Below are 22,601 nucleotides of genomic sequence, written 5' to 3' on the forward strand. Positions count from 1 at the left end.
ATGGCGCGTATCACCGCCGGCCTCGCCACCAGCCACGTGCCGGCCATCGGCGCAGCCCTGGACCTGGGCAAGACGCAGGACGACTACTGGAAGCCGGTCTTCGCCGGCTACGACTGGGCCAAGGCCTGGGTCAAGGACGAGAAGCCCGACGTCGTCATCCTGGTCTACAACGACCACGCCTCGGCGTTCTCGCTGGAGCTGATCCCTACCTTCGCCATCGGTTGCGCCGAGAGCTTCGCGCCCGCCGACGAGGGCTTCGGCCCGCGCCCGGTGCCGGTCGTCGAAGGCCACCCGGACCTGGCCTGGCACATCGCCCAGTCGACCATCCTCGACGAGTTCGACATGACCATCGTCAACAAGATGGATGTCGATCACGGCCTGACGGTGCCGCTGTCGCTGGTGTTCGGCCAGCCCGACGCGTGGCCGGTGAAGGTGATCCCGATCGCCGTCAACGTCGTGCAGTACCCGCCGCCCACCGGCAACCGCTGCTGGAAGCTGGGCGAGGCCATCGCCCGGGCGGTGGAGAGCTTCCCCGAAGATCTCAATGTGCAGATCTGGGGCACCGGCGGCATGAGCCATCAGTTGCAGGGTCCGCGCGCGGGCCTGATCAACCGCGAGTTCGACATCGCCTTCCTCGACAAGCTGACCGCCGATCCGGACGCCCTGCGGGCGATGCAGCACGTCGAGTACCTGCGCGAGTCCGGCTCCGAAGGCATCGAGCTGGTCATGTGGCTGATCATGGCCGGCGCCCTGGGCAAGGGCGCGCAAGAACTTCACCGTTTCTATCACGTTCCGGCGTCCAACACCGCCGTGGGCCACATCGTCCTGCGTCCGCCGCAGACCTGATTTCCTGGAGCATCCCATGACCCGCATCGCACTCGCCGGCGCCGGCGCGTTCGGCATCAAGCATCTCGACGGCCTCAAGAACATCGAGGGCGTCGAGATCGTCTCGATCATCAGCCGCACCCTGGAACAGGCCCAGGACGTGGCCGCCAAGTACGGAGCCAAGCACGCCTCCACCGAACTGGCCGACGCCCTGGCCCGCGACGATGTCGACGCGGTGATCCTATGCACCCCGACCCAGATGCACGCCGCCCAGGCGATCGCCTGCCTGGAAGCGGGCAAGCATGTGCAGGTGGAGATCCCGCTGGCCGACAGCCTGGCCGACGCCGAGGCCGTGCTGGCCGCCCAGAAGAAGGCCGGCAAGGTGGCCATGGTCGGCCATACCCGCCGCTTCAACCCATCCCACCAGTACGTCCACAACAAGATCAAGGCGGGCGAGGTGAACCTGCAGCAGATGGATGTGCAGACCTACTTCTTTCGGCGCAAGAACCTGAACGCCCTGGGCCAGCCGCGCAGCTGGACCGACCACCTCTTGTGGCACCACGCGGCCCACACGGTGGACCTGTTCGCCTATCAGTCGGGCGAGATCGTCGAGGCCCACGCCATGCAGGGGCCCAAGCATCCCGAGCTGGGCATCGCCATGGACATGTCGATCCAGCTGAAATCGATCACCGGCGCGATCTGCACCCTGTCGCTGAGCTTCAACAACGACGGACCGCTGGGCACCTTCTTCCGCTACATCTGCGACAACGGTACCTACATCGCCCGCTACGATGACCTGGTGAACGGCAAGGAAGAGCCGATCGACGTCAGCAAGGTGGACGTGTCGATGAACGGCATCGAACTGCAGGACCGCGAGTTCATCGCCGCGATCCGCGAAGGCCGCGAGCCCAACAGCTCGGTGGCGCAGGTGCTGCCCTGCTACCGGATCCTCGACAAGCTGGACAAGCAGCTGGAAGGCTGAACGCCGACGCTCAGGTTTATAACATAACACCCCTCTTGAGAATCTGAATGATATAACATAACGGTCCCGCCCTGGATTTGATTTCGGGGGCGCTGCTGATGTTTGGACGATCGATCTGGCTTGTGTCGGCAAGCGTTCTGGCGGTGAGCACGAGCGCTCACGCCGAGGCTGACATCGACGCCGATGTCAGCGAGGTCATCGTCACGGGCGTCGCCGACCGTCAGCTGCTCCTCGACGCAACGACCGCCACGGGCAGCCGGATGGGACTGACCGCCCGCGAGACGCCGGCCATCGTCGATATTCTGTCGGAGCGGCAGATTCGCGAGTTCGGCGCGCGCACCAATGTCGAGGCCCTCAACCGCGCGCCCGGCGTGACCTCGTCGCTGCCCGCTACTAGCCCCGGCGCGCCGACCATGCGCGGCTTCACCGGCGGTTCGGTCGGACTGCTCTATGACGGCGTGCGGGTCGCGACCCCCGGCATCATGTCACGGGCGACCGACAGCTTCCTGTATGAGCGGATCGAGATCCTCAAGGGTCCGGCTTCGGTGCTCTACGGCGAAGGCGCTCTGGCCGGTGCCATCAACCTTTCGCCCAAGAAGGCGCGCATCGGCGGCAGCGGCGGCGAGCTGCTGGCCAGCTACGGCAGCTTCAATACGACACGCCTGGCCGCCGATCTGAGCGTTCCGTTGAGCGACAAGATCGCGGTCCGCGCCGTCGGCGCCTATGGCCGCACCGATGGTTTCGTCGATGACACGGACAGCAACTTCCTGGCGGCCAGTCTCAGCGTCGCCCTGCAGCCCACCGACCGCCTGAGCCTGGATCTGGCCGTCGATTACAGCCAGGACGAATACAACACCGCCGACTACGGCATTCCCCTGGTTCCAACGGCGGTCGCCAAGAGGCCCTCCAGCGCCGCCACCGGCCCGGGCGGCCTCGTCATCGACCGCGCCATGCGCAAGACCAACCTCAATGTCGCCGACGGCATACTGGATTCCGACACGCTGTGGCTGCGCTCGAAGCTGCGTTACGAGATCAACGATCAGCTTAGCTTCCAGAACGATCTGAGCCGCTATCACTCCGATCGTCGCTTCATCAATGCGGAGATCTACGGGTTCAATCCGGCGACCAGCCTGATCGACCGTTCCACCGGCATCATCACCCACGACATCGACTACTGGATCGAACGCCCGGCGCTTGTCGGCGATGTGATGATCGGCGGATTGCGCGACCGCTTCACGCTTGGCGCCGAGTTCAGCACCCTCCAGTTCGCCACGAGGCGATACTTTGCAACCACCACTTCGGTCGACCCGAGCAATCCGATCCGCGGACGCTTTCCAGGCGGATCCAGCGCGCCCTTGCCGCCGATCAATTCGAACGCGACGGTCAAGGTCGCCTCGATCTTCGCCGAGAACGCCCTCGATCTGACGGACCGCCTGCTGGTCGCGGGCGGCGCGCGTTACGACTGGATCGATTTTGAACGCCATCTGGCGCCCTCGACCCATATCGAGCGCGACTATGGCGCGCTGTCATGGCGCATGGGGGCGGTTTACGACCTCGCGTCCAAGACCCAGATCTTCGCGCAGTACGCCGAAGCGATCGTTCCCGTCGGCAACTTCCTGTTGCTGTCCCTGGCCAACGCCCGGTTCGATCTGACGACCGGCCGCTCGGTGGAAGGCGGCCTCAAGTCGAGCTTCTGGGACGACCGGATCGACCTGACCGTGGCGGCCTATCACATCGTCCAGGACGACATCGTCACCCGCGATCCGACCAATCCGACCCTGTCGATCCAGGGCGGGAAGCAGTCGGCGCGCGGCGTCGAGCTGTCGATGTCGGCGGCGGTCACGCGCCAGCTGCGCATCGACGCCAACTACACACGCCTGAACGCACGCTTCGACGAACTGATCGAGGCCGGTGGAGTCAGCCGGGAAGGCAAGACGCCGCCCCGCATTCCGGAATCCATCGCCAATCTCTTCGCCTTCTATTCGGTGGAAGGCACGCCGCTGACCCTGAGCGCCGGCATCCGCCACGCCGGACGCTTTTTCACGGACAACGCAAATCAGGTGCGCGCGCGTGGGTACACCACCGTGGACGCCGCGATCGGTTATCGGCTCGGCCGCGCCGAGATCACGCTTCGCGGCCGCAATCTGACCAACGCCTTCTACGTCGACTACACCGACGTCTCGACCCAGCAGTTCCAGGTCGCCGCGCCGCGAAGCGTGGAGATCGCCATCTCCACCCGCTTCTAGGAGACCGCCATGTCCGCCCTGGCGCTCAAGAATTTTTCGCTCAGCTTCGACGGCGCCAAGGCCGTCGATGGTCTGAATCTGACGTTGCAGCCTGGCGAGGTCTACGCCCTGCTCGGCCCTAACGGCGCAGGCAAGACCACCACGCTCAACATGATCCTTGGGTTCTTGAAGCCGGACAGCGGCTCCATCGAGATCGATGGCGTCGATGCGGTGCGCGACGCGCTGACCGCGCGGCGCGCGGTCGCCTACCTGCCTGAGACAGTCATGCTTCAGCCCAATCTGAGCGCGGTGGAGAACCTGCGTTACTTCGCTCTGCTGGCCGGCCGTAAGCTCGATGCCGCGACCGCTCGGAGCCTGCTCGATGAGGCCGGCCTTCAAGCCGAAGCCCACGGGCGCCGCGCCGACGGCTTCTCCAAGGGGATGCGTCAGAAGGTTGGGGTGGCCATCGCCTTGGCCAAGAACGCCAAGGTCCTGCTTCTGGACGAGCCGACCTCGGGTCTCGACGCGAGCGCCGCAAGCGACCTTTCCGTGCTTATCCGCTCGTCGTCGCAGCGCGGGCTTGCGGTCCTGATGGCCACTCATGACCTTTTCCGGGTCAAGGACGTGGCCCATCGGCTGGGCATTTTGCGCGCCGGTCGGCTGATGGAGGAGCGTGACGCCGCCGCCCTTGGCCCCGTGGAGCTGGAGCGGCTCTATCTGGAGCGCCTGGCGGCATGACCGGTCTGATCACGCTTGAGCTTGCGGTGCTCCGCCGCGATCCCCGCGCGTTCGGCTCGCTCATCGCCCTGGGGGTTCTCATCCTCGTGGCGTTCACCGCACACGCCTCGTCCAACTTCCAGTCCGACCGCGCCAAGGCGCAGGTGGCCGCCGCCGAGCGCGCCCGCTGGGTAGGCCAGGGCGAGAAGGATCCGCACAGCGCCGCCCACTACAGCATCTTCGCCTTCAAGCCATCGCCCGTCCTGGCGCCCCTCGATCCGGGCGCTGAGCCTTTCGTGGGTCAGAGCGTGTGGCTGGAAGCCCACCACCAGAACGACATGCTCAATCGGCCGCAGCAGAACGCCTCGCTGCTGCAGCGCGCCGCCTTCGCCAGTCCCGCCGGTCTGCTGACCAGCTTCGCGCCCCTTGTCGTCTTCCTGTTGGGCTTCACCCTCGTCGCCCAGGACCGTGAGCGCGGCGGTTTGCGACTGGCGCTAGGCGCGGCCATTCACCCGGCGCGGCTGGTTGCGGCTCGGGCGACCGCGACGTGGATCGCCGCGAGCCTGACCCTCGTCGCCCCCGCGGCGCTCGCCGCAGGAGCCTGGGCCATCGTTCAGGGCCGGCTTGATCTGGATATCGCCGCGCGCCTCCTCGCCTGGTCGGCGGCCATGGCGGCCTATCTCGCCGTGGCGGCTGTCTGCGCGGTGACGATCTGTCTTCGCGCGGCCAACGCCCGCTTGGCGCTGGCGGCGCTGTTCGGCGCGTGGATCGCCTTCGCCCTGGCCGCCCCCCGCCTGATCGACGGCGCGGTCGAGGCCTGGCGTCCCCTGCCCTCGAGCCAGTCGGTCAAGCAGCAGATCGCCCGTGATGCGCCGGCCTTCTGGTCGGATGAGCAGAACGCCCGAAACCGCATCGCCCTGATGGCTCGCTATGGGGTCAAGCGCTACGAGGACATTCCCAACGCCCGCATGGCCGAACTCGACCTGATGGAACGTCATAGCCATCAGGTCTTCGATCGCGTCCTGGGCGGTTTCTATGCGAAGGTCGCCGACCAGGATCGGTTGTTCTCCGCCTTGAGCGCCGGGTCGCCGGCGGCGGGCGCCCAGGTTCTTTCCGCCGCCGCCGTCGGCAGCGACTTCTCCCATCATCGCCACTTCATCGACCAGGCCGAGCGTTATCGGCGCGATCTGGTCAACGCCATGAACGCCGATGGCATGGCCCACCGCGCCCAGGGGACCGAGCGTCATCTCAATGACGAGACCCTGTGGTCGTCGATCCCGCCATTCGCCTATAGCGCCCCGCGCCTTGACCGGGCCGCGGGCACGGCCTGGCCAGCTCTGGCGGCACTCTTCGCCTGGCTTTTGGCCGCCATCTTCGCCCTGCGCCTCACCGCCCGGAAGCTCAAGCCATGACCCCGCGCTTTGTCGATCTCTTCGTATGGGAATGGCGTCAGGCCGGCCGCTCGCCTTTGCTTTGGACGATCCTCCTGGCGCTGCTCGTCAGCTTCGTCTGGGGCGCTCAGAACACCGCGTGGCTTCATCGCGAGCAAAGCCAGGCGATCGCGCGCGCGGTCGCCTCCAGCGCCGCCTATGACGCCCAGACCCGCGACCTGGCCAAGGCGTTTCATGCACCCGTCTCGCCCGGCAAGGGCCAGGTCGCCTATTGGCAAGATCCCACCAACATCGCCGGATACAGCGAGTATTTCGTCAAGCAGCTGGCCGCCAAGCCGCATGCCCCGGCCTCGGCTCTGGCCAGCGGAGTCAGCGATCTTGCGCCCAGCCGCCTGGAGATAAAGCTCAACACCCCGTTCGGCTTTCTCGACACCTATGACTTTCAAAACCCTCGCGGCCTGGCGTTGGGCCGGTTTGATCTGGCGTTCGCCGCGGTGTTCCTGGGGCCGGCCGCGCTGCTTCTGCTCCTTTGCCTGCTTTGCACGGTCGAGCGCGACCGCGGCATGCTGCGTCTGGTCGCGTCGCAGTCGGTCGCCGCGCCGGCCTGGGTCGGGGCCCGCGTCCTGGCGATCCTCGCCTGGGTCGTTCCCGTGGCGACCATCGGCCTCGTCGCCGCCATGGCGGGGGCTGGAGCCCCGGGAACGGCCGCGGCCTCTGTCGCCGCAGCGGCCGTCCTCTTGGCCGCCTATCTGCTCTTCTGGGGGGCGGTCGCCTATTTCGTCCTGGCGCGCCAGCCCGGCGCGGGCGCGGCGCTGAGCACCCTCGCCGCGGTGTGGGCGATCTTGACCATCGGTGCGCCCATCGCCCTTGGGGCGGTGCTGTCGATCATCGATCCGCCGCCTTCGCCAGTGCTCTATGTCGACGCCCAACGCCGCACCACGGACGCCGTGCAGGATGAACGCGACGCGATCATAGAGTCGGCCATCAACAGCCGCCCCCAACTCGCCAGCCTGGCTCGGCCGCTGTCGGCCCTGGACCACGCGACACGTCTCAGCTTCCTGGTCCCCGAGATCGAACAGCGTCTGTCAGCTCTGCGAACGGCGGCGCAAGACCATCGTGACCGCCAGTATCGCGCCGCCGATACGGCCAGCTGGGTTTTGCCTTCGGTCGGCGTCGAGAACGCCTTCGCACGCCTGGCGGGTACGGACGCCGCCCGCCAGCGCGCGTTCGAAGATCAGGCCCGCGCCTATCAGCAGACCTTGCGGGCCGCGGTCTATCCGCTTGTTCACGCCGAGATGCTCATTCCTGTTCGCCCTGTCGAGCGATCAACCCGCGGCATCCTGAACCTCGAGACGCCCCCAAATCTCCCCGCGTTCGTCTTCGTCGAACCCAAGGGGCAAACCCCGGTCGTTCGTGCGCTCACCCTGGCCTCTTGGCTGGCCGTGGTCGGCGCGCTGATCGCGATGCTTGCTGCACGTCGAGCCCGGATCTGGAGGGTCGTCCAATGAAGAGCCGCGTGCTTCTGGGCGCCGCGTCGGCCTTGGCCCTGGCCGGTCCGGCCATGGCGCAACGATCGACCGACAACGCGGTGACCGCCGCCGAAGACGCGTTCGGCACCTCGATCGGCAATGAGACGATCGGGCTCTATGGGCCAAGCCAGGTCCGGGGCTTCTCCCCCGTCACCGCCGGCAATGTGCGCATCGAAGGCGTCTATCTCGACCGGCAAGGCTATATCGCCAATCGCCTCGTCTCCGGTTCGACCGTTCGCGTCGGCCTGAGCGCCCAGGGCTATCTCTTCCCCGCGCCGACCGGCATCGTCGACTATCGCCTTCGCGATGTGGGCGACACGCCGATGGTCAGCGTCGTGGCGGGGTCCATGGCCTATGGCGCGCCGACCCTGGAGGTGGACGCCCAGTTGCCGATCGATGGCCGTCGGCTCGGCGTGGCGGCGGGCGCCTCTTACGCGCATGAGGAATATTACGACGGTTCTGACGCGCACTATGTGCGGCTGGCGGTCATCCCGCGCTGGCGTCCCAACGACAGCGTGGAGGTCATTCCCTTCTGGTCGACCACCATCGGCAAGGACGAGGAAGTGGCGCCCACGATCCTGACCGCCGGCGCTTATGCGCCGCGCGAGGTTCCCAGGCGCCGCTACTTTGGCCAGCCCTGGGCGGCCAAGGACAGTCGTAGCGTCAATGCAGGCGTGATCGGCAAGGCGCGGATCGGCGAGGACTGGTCATTGGTCGCGGGAGTTCTTCGATCCACCTTCGAGAACGAGCAGAACTTCGCACAGCTCTTTCTCGACGTGGATCGCGACGGTGTCGGGACTGAACGGGTCATCGCCGACCCCGGACAACGCTACGCCTCCACGAGCGGCGAGCTTCGCCTCAGCCGCAGCTTCACCGAAGGGGACCGGCTGCACACCTTGCATGCGACGCTGCGCGCCCGCAGCCTCGACAGCGACTACGGCGGCGCGGCCGCCCCCATCGACGAGGCGAACGTGCGCGTGGGCGTCTACGCCCCGCTGGCCCGGCCGGCATCCTTCAGCTTTGGTCAGCGCACCCACGACCGCGTGCGCCAGACGACGGCGGGCCTAGCCTACGAAGGCCGGTGGAAGGGCGTTGGGGAGGCCAGCCTCGGGGTTCAGCGCGCCGATTATGAGAAGACGATCCTTGTCCCCGGATCGGGCCCCACCACGGCCGCCGACCAGCCGTGGCTATTGAACGCGGCGGCGGCGGCCCATCTCAACCAAAAGGTGGCGCTTTACGCCGGCTATACGCGCGGGCTGGAGGAAAGCGGCCTTGCGCCCAACAACGCCGCCAACCGCAACGAGGCGCTTCCGGCTATCCGGACCCGGCAACTCGACGCCGGCGTTCGTTGGACTGTCAGCGCCAAGCTCAAGCTGGTGGCTGGCGTGTTCGACGTGCGCAAGCCCTACTTCAACACCGACGAGACCAACGCATTTGTGGTGCTTGGCGATGTACGCCATCGCGGCGCCGAGTTCAGCCTGACGGGCAGTCCGACGAAGGACCTGAGCGTCGTGGCCGGCGCCGTGCTCATGCAGCCCCGCGTCACCGGCGAGGCGGTCGAGCAGGGGAGGGTCGGGAAGATTCCGCTGGGACAGCCTGAGCGCATACTGCGCGTCAACCTGGAATACCGCCCGCCGATCTGGCCCGGCTTCGCCGTCGATCTCGCCATAGCCAACTACGGCGAGCGCGCGGCTTCGCGTGACAACGCCGTCTTCCTTGAGGGCTATACGCTTGTCGATCTGGGCGCTCGGTATCGTTTCAAGGTGGCCGACAATCCGGCCATGCTGCGGGTGCAGATCGCGAACCTCACGGACGCCTATGTCTGGAGCGTCGCCGGCAGCAACAGCTATGGCCTGCAGGATCGTCGACGGGTGACCGCGACCCTGGCGGTGGACTTCTGAATGGACGAGCGCCCCCGTCGCACGGCGAGGCGGTCCAAGGCCAAGCTCAATCCTAAATGATCCCAAACTCTCGCATGGCCGGGACAAAGTTGACATTGTCATGATTGTCCCGCGTCAGCTTCAGCAGCGCGAACCTCTGCAGTTCGGTCAGGCTCGACCATTGGGCGCGGTTCGGCGGCGGCGTCTTGATCGCCCTGGCGTGGATCGCGACGATCTCCGGCACCTGATCTGACCGCTCCCACACAGGCGCCGGCGGGTCGGCCAGCGCGCCCGCGACCTCGCCTGCCCGCGCCGCCACAAGCTCCACGAGCAGGCGGCGATAGTCGCCCACGTCCTCGCGCGTGCGGCAGGGCGTCTCCACAAGGCGCTGCCGATCCTCAAGCGTGAAACGGCTCCATTGCCGGAGGGTCAGCTTGATGGCGACGCGATCAAGCTTCATCCGCACGGCCATCGGGATGCATCGAAGGCTCGCCACGAAGTCGCTTTCGAACGCAAATAGCTGCTCGTCGCTCATAGGCGCGCCTCCTTGCTGAGGTTCATCGCGCGGGCCTGTCCCCAGGCCGAGGAACGCGCCGCCACCTCGCCGACGATCACCACGACCGGCCCGTCGAGCTTCGCGGCGGCTAGGCGGCCGGGCAGATCGGCCAGCGTGCCGCTGACCGTGCGGGCGTCGCTTCGGCCCGCGTTCTGGACGGCCAGCACGGGAGTGCCGGCCGGCCGTCCGGCGGCGATCAGCCTTTGGGAGGCTTCGCCGAGCTTCGAGCGCCCCATGTACAGGGCCAAAGTCGCCTGACGATCAGAGGCGCTGGCCCAACCCTCTTCGGTGAGCCGCCCATCGGCCGTCGTCGCCGTGGCGATCACCAGCCGCCGCGCCTCGGCGCGGTGCGTCAGGGGCAGGTCGAACTGGGCGGCGGCGGCGCAGACGGCGGTGATCCCAGGGACGATCTCAAACGCGACGCTGTGATTGCGCAGAAAGGCCGCCTCTTCCCCCACGCGACCGAAGACGGAAGGATCGCCGCCCTTGAGGCGGACCACCTTCAGTCCGCGCCGCGCGAGACGCAACATCAGGCGATTGATGGTCTCCTGCTTCATGCTGGCCCGCCCTGCCCGCTTGCCCGTCTGGATCTTCAGACAGGCGGCGGGAGCGCAGCGGATGATCTCATCGCTGACCAAGGCGTCGTAGAGCAGCGCCTGCGCCCCTTCGATGCAGCGCAGGGCGCGAACGGTCAGCAGATCAACGGCGCCGGGCCCCGCGCCGACCAGGCTCACCCGGCCATGGCCCTGTTCAAGAGGCATCTTGCGTCTCCATGACGAGGCTTTCCTTGAGAATGCGAGCGATCTGAGGACGGCAGGAGCCGCAGGCCGAGCCCGCGCCGGTCGCGTCGGCGACCGCATTGACATCGCGAGCTCCATCCCTAGCGGCCGCGGCGATCCTGTCGGCCCGCACCCCGCGACAGGCGCAGACGATGGGCGCGCAGGAGAGGGGTTGGCCGGCCGCGCGGCCGATCAGAAGGTTGAGGCGGTCCGCCCCATCAAGCTGCGGCTTGGCGAAGAGCTGCGCCAGCCAGTCGCGAGGCGGGAGGCGCCCGCCCGCGGTCATGAAGACCACGCGATCCAGCCGTCCGTTGATCAGGTAGGCCTCGCGAAGGCTGCCGGCGGCCGCATCCTCGACACGCAGCACGTCGCCGCCCGCGCCCTCGACCAGCTTTCGGCGAAGGGCCTCGCGTTCCCGCTCGTCGCCTCGGCCGGCGAACTCATGGAGATGACAGGCCTCCTGGGTGATCCGGCGCCAGATCAGATCGCCTTGCGCCATCCGCGGTTCGCGGGCGATGAAGAAACCGCGCCAGGTCTCGCGATAGGGCCGCACCCGGCACGGGGTGTGCTTGAATTCGGGTTGGCCGGATCGAGGATCGACCACGCCCTCCACCAGCGGATTGACCCGGCCCGACGCGGCGTAGGCGCTTGTCCAGTGCATGGGCATGAAGGCCGATCCGACGGTTTGACGATCGGTCAGACGGGCCAGAACGACCGCTTCGCCCCCACGCGTCTGGACACGGGTCAGCTGTCCGTCGAGCACGCCCCAAGCCCTGGCGTCGTCGGGGTGCAGCTCGATACACGGCTCCGGCTCGTGGCGGCAGAGCTCGGGCGCCAGACCCGTGCGGGTCAGGGTATGCCAATGATCGCGGACGCGCCCCGTGTTGAGCGCCAAGGGATAGATCTCGCAGACCTCGCGAGCGGGGCTCTTGGGTCGCACCGGGTTCATTCGGGCGCGCCCATCAGGCGTCTCAAAGCGCCCGTCGGTGAAGAGTTCGCGCCGTGCCGCCTCCCGCCGTCACCGGCCACTGGACAGGCTCGAGCCCCTCGTAGGCCTCGGGCGTTAATCCGGCCAACGGCCCCAGGTTCAAGGTCCGCCCGTGGTTCTCATAGGCTGTAAGACGCGCCCATTCGCGGAAGACCTGGGCGCAGGAGCGCCAGTTGAATCCGTCCGTGAAGCCCATGGCCTGGGCGACCTCGGCGATGATCCGCCAATCGGCCTTGGCTTCGCCCGGCGCCGGGAACAGCGGGCGCTGACGGGAGACGCGGCGCTCCGAATTGGTGACCGTGCCGTCCTTTTCACCCCAGGCCAAAGCAGGCAGGGCCACATCTGCGAAGCCCATGGTGTCGGTGTCGGCCATCACATCGGATACGACCACGAACGGACACGCCTCCAGGGCCCGGCGCACCCGCTCGGCGTCGGGCAGGCTGACCGCCGGGTTGGTGGCCATGATCCATAGGGCCTTGATACGGCCGTCCGCCGCCGCCTCGAACATGTCGATCGCCTTGAGGCCCGGCGCCTTGGCCATTCCAGGCGCGCCCCAGAAGCGCCCCACCCGCTCACGGGCCGCCTCGTCGAAATCCATATGGGCGGCCAGGGTCGTGGCCATGCCGCCCGTCTCGCGTCCTCCCATGGCGTTGGGCTGACCGGTGATCGAAAACGGACAGGCGCCTGGCTTGCCGATGCGCCCGGTGGCCAGATGGACGTTCAGGATGGCGAGGCCCTTGGCGACGCCCTGCGCGGACTGATTGGCGCCCATGGAGAACAGGCTGACGGTCCGGGGCGTTCGGGCGAAGACGGTGTAGAAGCCTTCCAGATCGCGGGGCGCCAGGCCGCAGTCGGAGGCCACCGCCCCTATCGACTGATCGTCTTGCGCCAAGGCCTGTTCGACCTCAGCCAGGCCGTTGACGTGGTCGGTGATGAACGTGCGGTCGATGGCGCCGCGCCGGATCAGGTCAGCCAGAAGGCCGTTCCAGAGACGCACGTCCGTCTGCGGCCGAAGCGCGAGGTGGAGGTCCGCCATCTCGGCGGTGTCGGTCCGTCGCGGATCGATGACCACGTGCTGCTGCCCGCGAGCCTTGGCCGCCTCCATGCGCCTGTAGAGCACGGGATGCGTCCAGGCGGCGTTGTGGCCGCTGAACACCACGAGATCGGCCAGCTCAAGGTCCTCGTAGCAGCCCGGCACCAGGTCGGCCCCGAAGGCCAGCTTGTGTGCGACCACGGCCGAGGCCATGCAGAGGCGCGAGTTGGTGTCGATGTTCCCCGAGCCGATGAAGCCCTTCATCAGCTTGTTGGCCGCGTAATAGTCTTCAGTGAGGAGCTGACCTGAGACGTAGAAGCCCACGGCGTCCGGCCCATGGCGCTCGATGGTCTCGCGAAAGCGGCGACCGATTAGGCCCGCAGCCTCCTTCCACGCGGCGCGCCGCCCACCGATCGTCGGATGTAGCAGCCGGCCCTCCAGGCCGACCGTCGAGCCCAGGGCGCCGCCTTTCGAGCACAGACGCCCCAAGTTGGCCGGATGGGCCCTATCGCCCGCCGCCTTCAGAACGCGCCCCTCGGGCGCGACCGCCAAGCCACAGCCGACGCCGCAGTAAGGGCAGGTCGTCCGCACCAGGCCCCCTTCCCCGCTCATGTCAGGCGCGTCCCAGCAACAGACGGCCTTGCTCGACGCGGAGCGGAATTGTCGGCGTGCAGCCTTTGCCATGGTCCGCGCCCATGGGCTCGCCGGTCGCCAGGTCGATGTTCCATCCGTGCAGCGGGCAGGCGACCGCCCGGCCGTGGACCATGCCCTGGCTCAAGGGACCACCCTTGTGGGGGCAAGCGTCCTTCAGCGCGAAGACGGCGCCGTCTCCGGTGCGGAAGATGGCGATGTCGCCCTGGGCGGTGGGTACGCGGCGGGCGCCGCGCAGCGGGATATCGGTGACGGCCCCCACGTCCGTCCAGGCGATGGGATCGAGTGTGAGGGTCATGCCGGGGCGAACTCCATTCGACGGCTGAGCGGATTGAATTCGTCGGGGTCGCGGCCGGCCACGCGTTCAGCCCAAGGGTCGATGCGCGAGAAGCGCTGCGAATAGGCGAAGCGGTCGTAAAGCGCCTGGCGCAGGCCCTCGTCCTCCACATGGCGGCGGATATGGTCGAGGCCCACGCGGTCCACCCACTTGTAGATGCGCTCCAGATAGAAGCCTTCTTCGCGATAGAGCTGGGTCGCCGCGCAGATCACCCACAAGGCTTCGCGCTCGCCCACGACCTTGGTCAGCAGTTGAGTGCCTTGGATGTGCAGTCCGGCGGCGCCGCCGATATGGATCTCGTACCCGCTGTCCACGCAGATGACGCCGATGTCCTTGCAGGTGGCCTCGGCGCAGTTGCGCGGGCAGCCGGAGACCGCCAGCTTCAGCTTGGCCGGGGTCCATGAGCCCCACATGAACTTCTCCAGCCGCACGCCAAGACCCGTCGAGTCCTGGGTGCCGAACCGGCACCAGTCTGATCCAACGCAGGTCTTGACGGTGCGAAGGCCCTTTGCGTAGGCGTGGCCGCTGACCAGGCCCGCGGCGTTCAGATCCGACCACACCGCCGGGAGGTCGTCCTTGCGGACGCCCAGAAGGTCGATGCGCTGACCGCCGGTCACCTTCACCGACGGAATGTCGAACTTGTCCACCACATCGGCGATGGCCCGAAGCTCCGCGGCGCTGGTCATGCCGCCCCACATGCGGGGGACGACGGAATAGGTGCCGTCCTTCTGGATATTGGCGTGCACCCGCTCGTTGATGAAGCGCGACTGCTTGTCGTCACGGTACGCGCCGGGCCAGGCGCACAGCAGGTAGTAGTTCAGGGCAGGACGGCAGCTGGCGCAGCCGTCCGGCGTCGTCCATTCCAGCGCCTGGAAGACCGCGTGCATGGACTTGAGCTCCAGGGCCACGATCGTGCGCCGGAGATGTTCGTGACCATGGTGGGTGCAGCCGCAGACCGGCTTGGGCCCCACCTGCGCCTTGAACCCATCACCGAGGGTGAGCTTGAGAAGCTTCTCCACCAAGGGCGTGCAGGAGCCGCAGGAGGCTGAGGCCTTGGTGACGGCCTTCACCGCATCGAGCGTATCGAGGCCCTGCTCGGTCACCGCCTGAACGATCGCGCCCTTGCACACGCCGTTGCAGCCGCAGACTTCGGTGTCATCGGCCATGGCTGCAACGGCGGCGCTAGGGTCCAGCCCTCGAAGGCCCTCCGTTGCGGCCTGTCCGAAGATGAGGGTTTCACGGATATCGGCGACCTCCGCGCCCGAGCGCATCAGGTCGAAGTACCAACCGCCGTCGGCGGCCTCGCCGAAGAGCACGGCGCCGGCCAGACGGCCCTGCTCGATCACCAGACGCTTGTAGACGCCGCGCCCCGCGTCCCGAAAGACGATGTCCTCGCAACCTTCGCCGCCAGCGAAGCGGCCCGCCGAGAAGACTTCGACTCCGGACACCTTAAGGCGCGTGGAAAGGACCGTGCCCTCGTAGGCGCCAAGACCGCCAGTGAGGCCCAGGGCCAGGCTCTTGCACATCTCCCAGATCGGGGCGACGAGCCCATAGACCTGTCCGCGATGCTCGACGCATTCGCCGACGGCGAAGATGTGCGGGTCGGAGGTGCGCATGGCGTCGTCGACGACCACGCCGCGGCCGATCTCAAGACCGGCGCCCCGGGCGAGCGCCACGTTCGGACGGATGCCGACCGCGAGAACGAGAAGCTCGCAAGGCAAGGTGCGGCCGTCCTTGAGCCGGAGCCCCGCCACGCGGCCCTCGCGGCCGACGATCTCTTCGGACTGGGCGCCAAGGACGGTCTCGACGCCACGCGATGAAAGCGCCTCGGTCAGCAGATGGCCCGCGGACGGATCAAGCTGGCGCTCCATGAGCACGTCCATCAGGTGGACGACGGTGGCGGCCATACCCCGCCGCGCAAGACCATAGGCCGCCTCGATGCCCAGAAGGCCGCCGCCGATCACCACCGCTTTCCCGCCGGCGTCCGCGGCCGCCACCATGGCGTCCACGTCGTCCAGGTCGCGAAAGGCGACCACGCCCTCCAGGTCGATCCCCGGCAGGGGCAGCCTCACGGGATCTGATCCGGTGGCGAGGATCAGCTTGTCGTAAGACGCGGTGACGTCCCCTGCCCTGACCAAACGCGCCTCTACGTCTATGGCGTCCACAGCGCGGCCGGCGTGCAAGGTGATGTGGTTGTCCTGATACCAAGCCAGGTCGTTGATGATGATGTCCTCGAACCGCTTCTCGCCGGCCAGCACGGGCGACAGCATGATGCGGTCATAGTTCACCCGAGGCTCGGCCCCGAAGATGGTGATCTCGTAGCGATCTGGATCTCGCTTCAGGATTTCCTGAACCGCGCGGCAACCGGCCATGCCGTTGCCGATGACGACGAGCTTTTGCTTGGTCACTGCGATGCTCCTAGAGGCGAAGCGGCGCGGCCGCGGGGCCGGACAGATGCGCCCAGGTGCGTCTCCACCGGCCCTTGACCCCAGTGAGGCCGACGAGCGCGATCAGACAGAGGACGCAAAAGGCGAGCAGACCGGCTTGGTAAGAGCCCGTCGCCTGTTTCGCCCAGCCCAGGCTGGAGGCCAGGTAGAAGCCGCCCAGTCCCCCGGTCATGCCGACCAGCCCGGTGACGACGCCGATCTCCTTGCCAAAGCGCTGGGGCGCCAGCTGAAAGACGGCCCCGTTGCCGGCGCCCAGGACGACCATGGCCGCCATGAGCACCGCCAGCGACAGCCGCGCATCGGCGACATGAAAACTGGCCGCGGCGAGCAGCAGGGCGGCCAGCAGATAGACGATCGTCAAGGTACGCACGCCGCCGAACCGGTCCGCCAGTCCTCCCCCGACCGGCCGGGCGAAAGAGCCGGCGAAGACGCAGGCGGCGGTGAAGAAGCCTGCGGTCACCGCCGGCAAGCCGTACTCGGCGTTGAAGTAGATGGTCAGCGAAGACGACAGCCCGACGAAGCCGCCGAAGGTGACGCCGTAGAGCGCCATCAGCCACCAGGCGTCCTTGATCTTCAGGACCTCAAGATACTGAGCGATGGCCTTGGGCTGCGGCCGCTGCGGCGGGTCCTTGGCGAAGATCACGAACACCAGGAAGGCGACGAGCAGGGGCGCAACGGCCAATCCGATGACGTTGGTCCAGCCGAAGGCTTGCGCCAGACCTGGTGCAAACAGCGCCGCCAGCGCGGTCCCCGAGTTGCCCGCCCCGGCGATGCCGAGCGCGAGGCCTTGATGTTCGGGGGGATACCAGCGGGACGCCAGGGGCAGGGCCACGGCGAAGGAGGCGCCCGCCACGCCGAGCACGCATCCCAGGGCCAGGACCTGCGGATAGCCGCCGACGCCCAGCAGCCAGGCCAGGCCAAGACCGGCCATGACGATGAGTTGGCCGATGATCCCCGTGGTCTTGGGGCCGAGATGATCGACCATCACCCCAGCGACCAGGCGCAGAAGGGCGCCGGCGAGGACCGGCAAGGCGACCATCAAGCCTTTTTGCGAAGGCGTGAGGTCAAAATCCTCGGCGATGGCCACGCCGAGCGGACCGAGCAGGACCCAGACCATGAAGCTCAGGTCGAAATACAGGAAGGCTGACAGGAGGGTCGGCGTATGACCGGCCTTCAGGAACGCGCGGTTCAGCATGGCGGGAGGCCCCGTGCAGATATGGACGGAAGCGGCGGCGTCGCCGTGGCGAAAGGGGCTCTTCATCGAGCCGCTATCACAATGAGCCGCGAACGCCGTTGTCCTGGGCCTTGAGACCATGACGAAGCGCTCGGTGACCGCCGTCACCCCCTCTAGCCGCCCTTGGATGCGACGAGCGCTTAGTCGGGCAAAAATCAGGCGCCCCGAGGCGGCGTCTGATCAGTTTTGAGGCTGAGCCAGCGGCGCGAAGACCTGGCCGGCCGCGTCGATGGTCTGCTCGCGATCGGCCAACGCACCCCAGCGGAGCATCTGCTCCGTCTGCCTGGCCACCGCCTCGGCCGGCGGCGGGGCGACCGTGAACTGGATGTCGGCCAGGGCGGCCCCGGCGATGGCCGCGACAGGACCCAAGGCTTCGGGCGCGCTGAGCAGGGATGCCAGTTCCTCGCGGTTGGCGCCGCCGCGCGCCCACGCTGCGGCGTCCGCCAGGGCGGCGCTGACCGCATCCATGCGGTCTTGCTGACGTCGCAGCGGGGTGTCGGCGAACGCGAACACCTTGTCGAGGGCGCCCGGCTGAAGGGTCGAGGCCCTGCCCGCCACCGCACCGACGCCGGAAGCCTGGGCCGCCAGGTTCCATGGTTCGCCGGCACAAAAGCCGTCGATCGCGCCGCTCTCGAGAAGCTCGCCCATCCGGGCCGGCGGCGCGACGGTGATGCGGACGTCCGTCAGAAGATCGACGCCCGCCGCAGCCAGCCAGTCGCGAAGCAGGTAGTTGTGCAGGGCGTGCGGATAGACCACCGCGAAGGTCAGCGGCCGCAGGCCAGCCTCGCGGCGAATGGCGACGTGCTCCGGCAACGTCTGTCCGTCCAGAGCACGCGAGAGCGTGATCGCCGCGCCGCCATCATTCAGTGTGATGGGCGCGATGAGCCGGCTCGGTCCGCCTCCGTCGCCAAGCCGCGCCGCCAGCGCCAGCGGCGCCAGCAGGTGCGCGCCGTCCAACGCTCCCACCGCAAGCTTGTCGCGTACAGTGGCCCACGAGGCTTCTCGGCGCAGCTCCACCTGAAGCCCGCGCGCCGAAAAGAACCCCATGCCCTTGGCGACGATGAGGGGAGCGGCGTCAAACAGCGGCAGGAAACCAAAGGCCAGACGCTCAGCCATCGGCTTCCCCCTTCAGAACGTCGGCGAAGGCGAGAAGATCGGCGGCGACGGCGCCCAGCGGTCTTCCCTTGTCCATGGAAAGCTTGCGCAGCAGCCTGTAGGCCCCGTCCTCGTCCAGACCGCGCTCTCGCATCAGCAACGCCTTGGCGCGTTCGACGGTCTTGCGCGAAGCAAGGTCGGCCTTGGCCTTCTCCAGATCGAGCCGCAGCTGGCTCATGAGCGCAAAGCGGCTCATGGCCACCTCAAGCACCGGCCGAATGCGCGCCGGCGCCAAGCCATCGACTACATAGGCGGCCACGCCGGCCCGGACGGCTTCCTCGGCGAGCCCCGGTTCGGACCGATCGACGAACATCACCACGGGGCGCGGGTTGGCGTGGCTGGCTTCACGCAGGCTCTCCAGGGTGTCGCGGTCCGGGCTGTCGGCGGCCACGACGACGACATCCGGACCAAATTCGGCGGCCTGCTGCTCGTCGAAGAGCGCCAGATGCCGCACCTGCAGCGGCTCCACGCCGCCAAGCCCTTCAGTAACGAGCGCGGCGCGGGCGGGATCGGGATCGACGATGAGCACGCGCATAAGAACTGCATAAGGCGATGGGCCATCAAACGCAGGTCTTCATCACAGGCAGGCCCTTCGCTCCGCCGAGGCGCCCAAGAATTGATCACCCCGTCAGACGCTGGAGGCGCGGCTCATTGCGGCGACCGCCTCGAGCAGACGCTCGCGCTCGAGCGGCGTATTGGCGCCTCTCAGCCGCTCGTACGCCTCGGCCGCAGGCGCGAGCCTCTTCAGGCCCGCCCCGTCGGCCAGACGGCCAAGGGGCCAACCCGATTGCGCCTCTTCAGGCAGCGCGGCGAGGGTGATCACCATCGGCAGATGCAGACTCTCGAAGGCCGCTCCGGGCGCATCGGCGACCAGCAGGGGCGCAAGATCGTCGCTTCTCAAGGTCGGCGCATCCACCGCCAGAACAAGGGCGCGGCGAAGGCCAAGACCTCTCAGGGTCCCGGCGCCGGCAAGGACGCCGCCGACAGGTCCAAGGCGCGGATCCTCCACCTCGCCGCCCGGCCCCACGACCAGGATCGGATCGGCTCCGACAGCCGCGGCGATCGCACGGCACCGCTGCACCGCCGACACCCCGCCCCAGTCCAGAGCGCCCTTGTCGGCGCCCATGCGCGTGGAGGCGCCTCCGTTGAGAATCAGGGCGCCAAGGCTATCGGCGACGGGCATGCGAACTCCTTGAGGCAGCATCGCCTGCTATTTCGGCGCCGCTTGAAAGCGAGCGCAAGAAAGGCCTTGCCCCTCTTGCTCAATCCGCCGGCCGCCATCTGCTCGCATCACATGCCTCTAGGAGCGTCATCGTGTCTGCCTTGTCGGATCATCAGGCTCAGGTCGTCGCGCTCGCCTCGCGGCAAGCTGCTCTGGAAGACATGCTGACGGCCTATGCGCGGGTGATCGCCAAGGTTCGTCGCGCTGAGGACAGAGGGCCGGCGGTCGCGGCAGGATTAGCCGAGTTGCACGCATGGCTTACCGAAGCGGGTCGCGAGACGGCGATAGAGCTGGCCCTATTGAATCAGACCCTGCCGACCGCTGAGCCGGAAGCGGATCGTCAGCCCCTCTTTCCGTGGCTGCATAGGTTGAAGCAAGCCTGGATCGACAAACCCTGGAAGCGGTTGGCGAGCTTCGCCTCTAGTCGATCCTTGGGGGCTGAAGCAGGCAGGAGGGGGGACGATTGCAGTTCTCCTGTCAGGTGACGCGGAAGATCTTCAACGCCACATGGTCGGGGTGGCGCTCGCCGGCGCAGACGAACACCGACTCCGTCAACCAACGCAGCGCCGGCGCCCCGGTCTCGAAGACGGGGCTGGCGCGGAAATAGTACAGCGACGGGTCCAGGTCCTCGCCCGCCGCCAGGCGCGCGGAGACCTCGGCCGACGCCTTGCGCACACCGGGATTAGTCACGATCACCGCCGGCCCGCCACCGTCCGGCTGGATGGTGTAGCGGGCCCAGATCTCCGTCATCCCGTCCGGACGAAGGGTCTGCCAGTCGGCGCCGCCGGGCAGGATGGTCCCCTTCAGGTCGCCGTCCACGCGCCCGCCGATGATCGGCACGATGCGCCGCCGCCCGCCGGGGACCTCGCCGACCTCGATCCCGGCGCCGATCTCCACACGGAAGGTCATCACCGGAACAAGCGAAGGCGCGGCCGGCTGCGCCGATGAGGGCTGGGCCGCCAGCGTGAGCGAGGCTGCACCTGCGGTGACGATCAACGCGCGGCGAGAAAGATCCTGGCGCATGTCCGCTTCTTGATTGTTTGAACCCTAACGATCGCTCGACAGGTCGCGGCCTTCAAGGACTCAAAGAAACGACGCCGCACCCATCGAGGCGCGACGTCGTCAGTATGAGGGGGGTTACCCTCGTCTCTAGACCAGCCGGAACCGCACGTTGCAGATGTCGGCCGTGCGCCCGGCGTTCGCCTTGTCGGCGGCCTGCAGGTCGAGCCCGATCAGGCCCAGCCGCTGTTGCTTGGGCGAGAAGCGGACGACCTTGCCGGGGAACTGCACCGTCATTCCCGAGACCGGGCTCTGGAACAGCCGTCCGACCTGCTGGGCGATCTCCGCGGGGTCGTGCTCGACCGCCACGTCGGCGGCGACCACATCCTTGGCCAGCTTGCTCTTCTCGTACTTGCGGCCGACCGGATCACCCCACCAGCCGTTGGGCAGCGAGTAGCGATAGGTCTCCAGGTGCGTGCCGAAGCGCTTGGGATCGAACTGGATCATGTCCTGGCCGCGGAACAGCATGTCTCGGGTCAGGCGCAGCTTTTCCGCCGAGGCGCGGGCCCGGAAGGCGTCCGCGTCGAAGGTCTGGAAGACGATCATGTAGCCGCCCTCCCCGCCCTGTTCCTTGAACCAGCGGTGGAGACGGTGGTCGGGCTTGGTCGGCTGGACCAGCTCCAGCATGGTGTCGCCGACCATCATCATCTCGTTGCGGAAGCCCAGCACGTCGCCCATGTCGTGGCGATGGCCGGCGGGCGTCTGCAGGAAGGCCTGCAGCTTGGCCGAGACCGCGTCGATGTCCGGGCTCGTCAGCACGAAGTGGCGGACGAGATGGGGTTTTTCCTGATCCATCCGGTCCCTCCTAGACGAACTTGAACTGGACGCCGCCGATGCGGGCCCAATCGCCCACGCGCAGCTTGTCGCGGGCCTTGAGGTGCAGGGTGGTCAGGCCGCGCCTGCCGCCCTGCACCGGCGTGAAATCGACGAAGCGGTCATCCAGACGCACCTTCGTCCCGGTCCGCTCGCCGAGGAACAGACGGGCGATCTGAGCGGAGATGGCGGCCGGATCCTCGACCGCCACTTCGCAGCCGATGATGTCCGACGCCACGCGGGACTCGCCATAGGGACCGGTGCGCGGATTGCCCCACCAATCCTCTTCCGGCGTGTATTTGTAGAGTTCGAAGTGGGTGGCGAAGTGCTTGTAGTCGAACTGCAGCATGTGCTGGCCCTTGAACATCATGTCCCGTGTCAAGGTCAGTTTCTCGGCCGCCGCGCGCGCCTTCAAGGCGTCCGTGTCGTAGGTCTGCAGCACCACCATGAAGCCGCCGTCGCCGCCGTTCTCGTCGAACCAGCGGCTGAGCAAGTGGTCGTTCTTGATGGGCTGAACGACCTCCAGCATGGTCGCGCCGACCCGGATCATGGTGCTGTAGAAGCCGAAAGCCTCGGTCACGCCGGGCCCCTCCTTCTTGGGCGTCGGCGGCAGGCCCAGCACCTCGTAGATCTGATCGCATACGAAGTTCATGTCGTGGGTGGCGATCACATAGTGGCGGATGCGGATCGGCCGCTCGGCCGCGCTGGCCGCAGCCGCGCCGAGCGCCAGGCTGGCGCCGGCGGCGCCGATCAGGGTGTCCCTGCGTGTCATTCGAAG

At 67.6% G+C, this 22,601-nt stretch carries 19 protein-coding genes and 1 pseudogene; 8 read left to right on the forward strand and 12 right to left on the reverse strand.

The window, feature by feature from the left end; genetic code table 11:
* The 7 genes from ABOZ73_RS06815 to ABOZ73_RS06845 all read left to right on the forward strand — a co-directional run bounded on the left by ABOZ73_RS06815 (nucleotide 1) and on the right by ABOZ73_RS06845 (nucleotide 9,570).
* Nucleotides 1-846: a class III extradiol dioxygenase subunit beta gene (locus tag ABOZ73_RS06815; protein ID WP_369061791.1), complete on the forward strand. Its 846-nt coding sequence runs from the start codon at nucleotides 1-3 to the stop codon at nucleotides 844-846.
* Nucleotides 847-862: 16 nt separating this feature from the next.
* Entirely contained in the window at nucleotides 863-1,807 is a 945-nt protein-coding gene (locus ABOZ73_RS06820; protein ID WP_369061793.1) for a Gfo/Idh/MocA family oxidoreductase, read from the forward strand.
* Nucleotides 1,808-1,950: 143 nt separating this feature from the next.
* Nucleotides 1,951-4,053 carry a TonB-dependent receptor gene (locus tag ABOZ73_RS06825; protein ID WP_369061795.1) on the forward strand — a complete coding sequence of 701 codons (2,103 nt, stop codon included), beginning with the start codon at nucleotides 1,951-1,953 and terminating at the stop codon, nucleotides 4,051-4,053.
* 9 nt (nucleotides 4,054-4,062) lie between these two features.
* The gene (locus ABOZ73_RS06830; protein ID WP_369061797.1) at nucleotides 4,063-4,770 is read left to right on the forward strand and encodes an ABC transporter ATP-binding protein; all 708 of its coding nucleotides are present in this window, start codon (nucleotides 4,063-4,065) and stop codon (nucleotides 4,768-4,770) included.
* On the forward strand, nucleotides 4,767-6,161 hold the full coding sequence (locus tag ABOZ73_RS06835; RefSeq protein WP_369061799.1) for a DUF3526 domain-containing protein: 1,395 nt from the start codon (nucleotides 4,767-4,769) through the stop codon (nucleotides 6,159-6,161). Before ABOZ73_RS06830 ends, ABOZ73_RS06835 begins: the two co-directional genes overlap by 4 nt.
* Nucleotides 6,158-7,648 carry a DUF3526 domain-containing protein gene (locus ABOZ73_RS06840; RefSeq protein WP_369061801.1) on the forward strand — a complete coding sequence of 497 codons (1,491 nt, stop codon included), beginning with the start codon at nucleotides 6,158-6,160 and terminating at the stop codon, nucleotides 7,646-7,648. Before ABOZ73_RS06835 ends, ABOZ73_RS06840 begins: the two co-directional genes overlap by 4 nt.
* Complete coding sequence (locus ABOZ73_RS06845) at nucleotides 7,645-9,570, forward strand: TonB-dependent siderophore receptor (RefSeq protein WP_369061803.1); 1,926 nt, start codon at nucleotides 7,645-7,647, stop codon at nucleotides 9,568-9,570. The genes ABOZ73_RS06840 and ABOZ73_RS06845 overlap by 4 nt, the downstream gene beginning before the upstream one ends.
* 52 nt (nucleotides 9,571-9,622) lie before the next feature.
* Here ABOZ73_RS06845 and ABOZ73_RS06850 read toward each other — a convergent pair whose 3' ends face one another.
* From ABOZ73_RS06850 to ABOZ73_RS06890, 9 genes and pseudogenes are all read right to left on the reverse strand, one after another.
* Nucleotides 9,623-10,084, reverse strand: a complete 462-nt coding sequence (locus ABOZ73_RS06850) for a nitrate reductase associated protein (RefSeq protein WP_369061805.1) — start codon at nucleotides 10,082-10,084, stop codon at nucleotides 9,623-9,625.
* Nucleotides 10,081-10,866 carry a uroporphyrinogen-III C-methyltransferase gene (gene cobA / locus ABOZ73_RS06855; protein WP_369061807.1) on the reverse strand — a complete coding sequence of 262 codons (786 nt, stop codon included), beginning with the start codon at nucleotides 10,864-10,866 and terminating at the stop codon, nucleotides 10,081-10,083. Before cobA ends, ABOZ73_RS06850 begins: the two co-directional genes overlap by 4 nt.
* Nucleotides 10,856-13,517: pseudogene (locus ABOZ73_RS06860) on the reverse strand (molybdopterin-dependent oxidoreductase). The gene cobA and the pseudogene ABOZ73_RS06860 overlap by 11 nt, the downstream one beginning before the upstream one ends.
* 1 nt (nucleotide 13,518) lies before the next feature.
* Nucleotides 13,519-13,854: a nitrite reductase small subunit NirD gene (gene nirD, locus ABOZ73_RS06865; protein WP_369061808.1), complete on the reverse strand. Its 336-nt coding sequence runs from the start codon at nucleotides 13,852-13,854 to the stop codon at nucleotides 13,519-13,521.
* Nucleotides 13,851-16,265, reverse strand: a complete 2,415-nt coding sequence (gene nirB / locus ABOZ73_RS06870; RefSeq protein ID WP_369062496.1) for a nitrite reductase large subunit NirB — start codon at nucleotides 16,263-16,265, stop codon at nucleotides 13,851-13,853. Before nirB ends, nirD begins: the two co-directional genes overlap by 4 nt.
* A gap of 46 nt (nucleotides 16,266-16,311) precedes the next feature.
* Nucleotides 16,312-17,535 carry a nitrate/nitrite transporter gene (locus ABOZ73_RS06875; protein WP_369062497.1) on the reverse strand — a complete coding sequence of 408 codons (1,224 nt, stop codon included), beginning with the start codon at nucleotides 17,533-17,535 and terminating at the stop codon, nucleotides 16,312-16,314.
* Between the two features lie 219 nt (nucleotides 17,536-17,754).
* Complete coding sequence (locus tag ABOZ73_RS06880) at nucleotides 17,755-18,690, reverse strand: ABC transporter substrate-binding protein (RefSeq protein ID WP_369061810.1); 936 nt, start codon at nucleotides 18,688-18,690, stop codon at nucleotides 17,755-17,757.
* The gene (locus tag ABOZ73_RS06885; RefSeq protein WP_369061812.1) at nucleotides 18,683-19,264 is read right to left on the reverse strand and encodes an ANTAR domain-containing response regulator; all 582 of its coding nucleotides are present in this window, start codon (nucleotides 19,262-19,264) and stop codon (nucleotides 18,683-18,685) included. Before ABOZ73_RS06885 ends, ABOZ73_RS06880 begins: the two co-directional genes overlap by 8 nt.
* A 93-nt stretch (nucleotides 19,265-19,357) precedes the next feature.
* Nucleotides 19,358-19,912, reverse strand: a complete 555-nt coding sequence (locus ABOZ73_RS06890; protein ID WP_369061814.1) for a molybdenum cofactor guanylyltransferase — start codon at nucleotides 19,910-19,912, stop codon at nucleotides 19,358-19,360.
* A 131-nt stretch (nucleotides 19,913-20,043) separates the two neighbouring features.
* Here ABOZ73_RS06890 and ABOZ73_RS06895 point away from each other — a divergent pair, with 131 nt between their 5' ends.
* Nucleotides 20,044-20,436 (forward strand): hypothetical protein, encoded by a 393-nt coding sequence (locus ABOZ73_RS06895; protein ID WP_369061816.1) that lies wholly within the window; start codon nucleotides 20,044-20,046, stop codon nucleotides 20,434-20,436.
* Here ABOZ73_RS06895 and ABOZ73_RS06900 read toward each other — a convergent pair.
* The 3 genes from ABOZ73_RS06900 to ABOZ73_RS06910 all read right to left on the reverse strand — a co-directional run bounded on the left by ABOZ73_RS06900 (nucleotide 20,429) and on the right by ABOZ73_RS06910 (nucleotide 22,595).
* Nucleotides 20,429-20,974: a DUF3237 domain-containing protein gene (locus ABOZ73_RS06900; protein ID WP_369061817.1), complete on the reverse strand. Its 546-nt coding sequence runs from the start codon at nucleotides 20,972-20,974 to the stop codon at nucleotides 20,429-20,431. The two genes, ABOZ73_RS06895 and ABOZ73_RS06900, sit on opposite strands and share 8 nt — an antisense overlap.
* Before the next feature lie 126 nt (nucleotides 20,975-21,100).
* On the reverse strand, nucleotides 21,101-21,805 hold the full coding sequence (locus ABOZ73_RS06905) for a VOC family protein (protein ID WP_369061819.1): 705 nt from the start codon (nucleotides 21,803-21,805) through the stop codon (nucleotides 21,101-21,103).
* A gap of 10 nt (nucleotides 21,806-21,815) precedes the next feature.
* The gene (locus ABOZ73_RS06910; protein WP_369061821.1) at nucleotides 21,816-22,595 is read right to left on the reverse strand and encodes a VOC family protein; all 780 of its coding nucleotides are present in this window, start codon (nucleotides 22,593-22,595) and stop codon (nucleotides 21,816-21,818) included.
* Between the last annotated feature and the right edge of the window lie 6 nt (nucleotides 22,596-22,601).

The organism is Caulobacter sp. 73W, from assembly GCF_041021955.1.
In the GTDB taxonomy this organism is placed as follows: domain Bacteria; phylum Pseudomonadota; class Alphaproteobacteria; order Caulobacterales; family Caulobacteraceae; genus Caulobacter.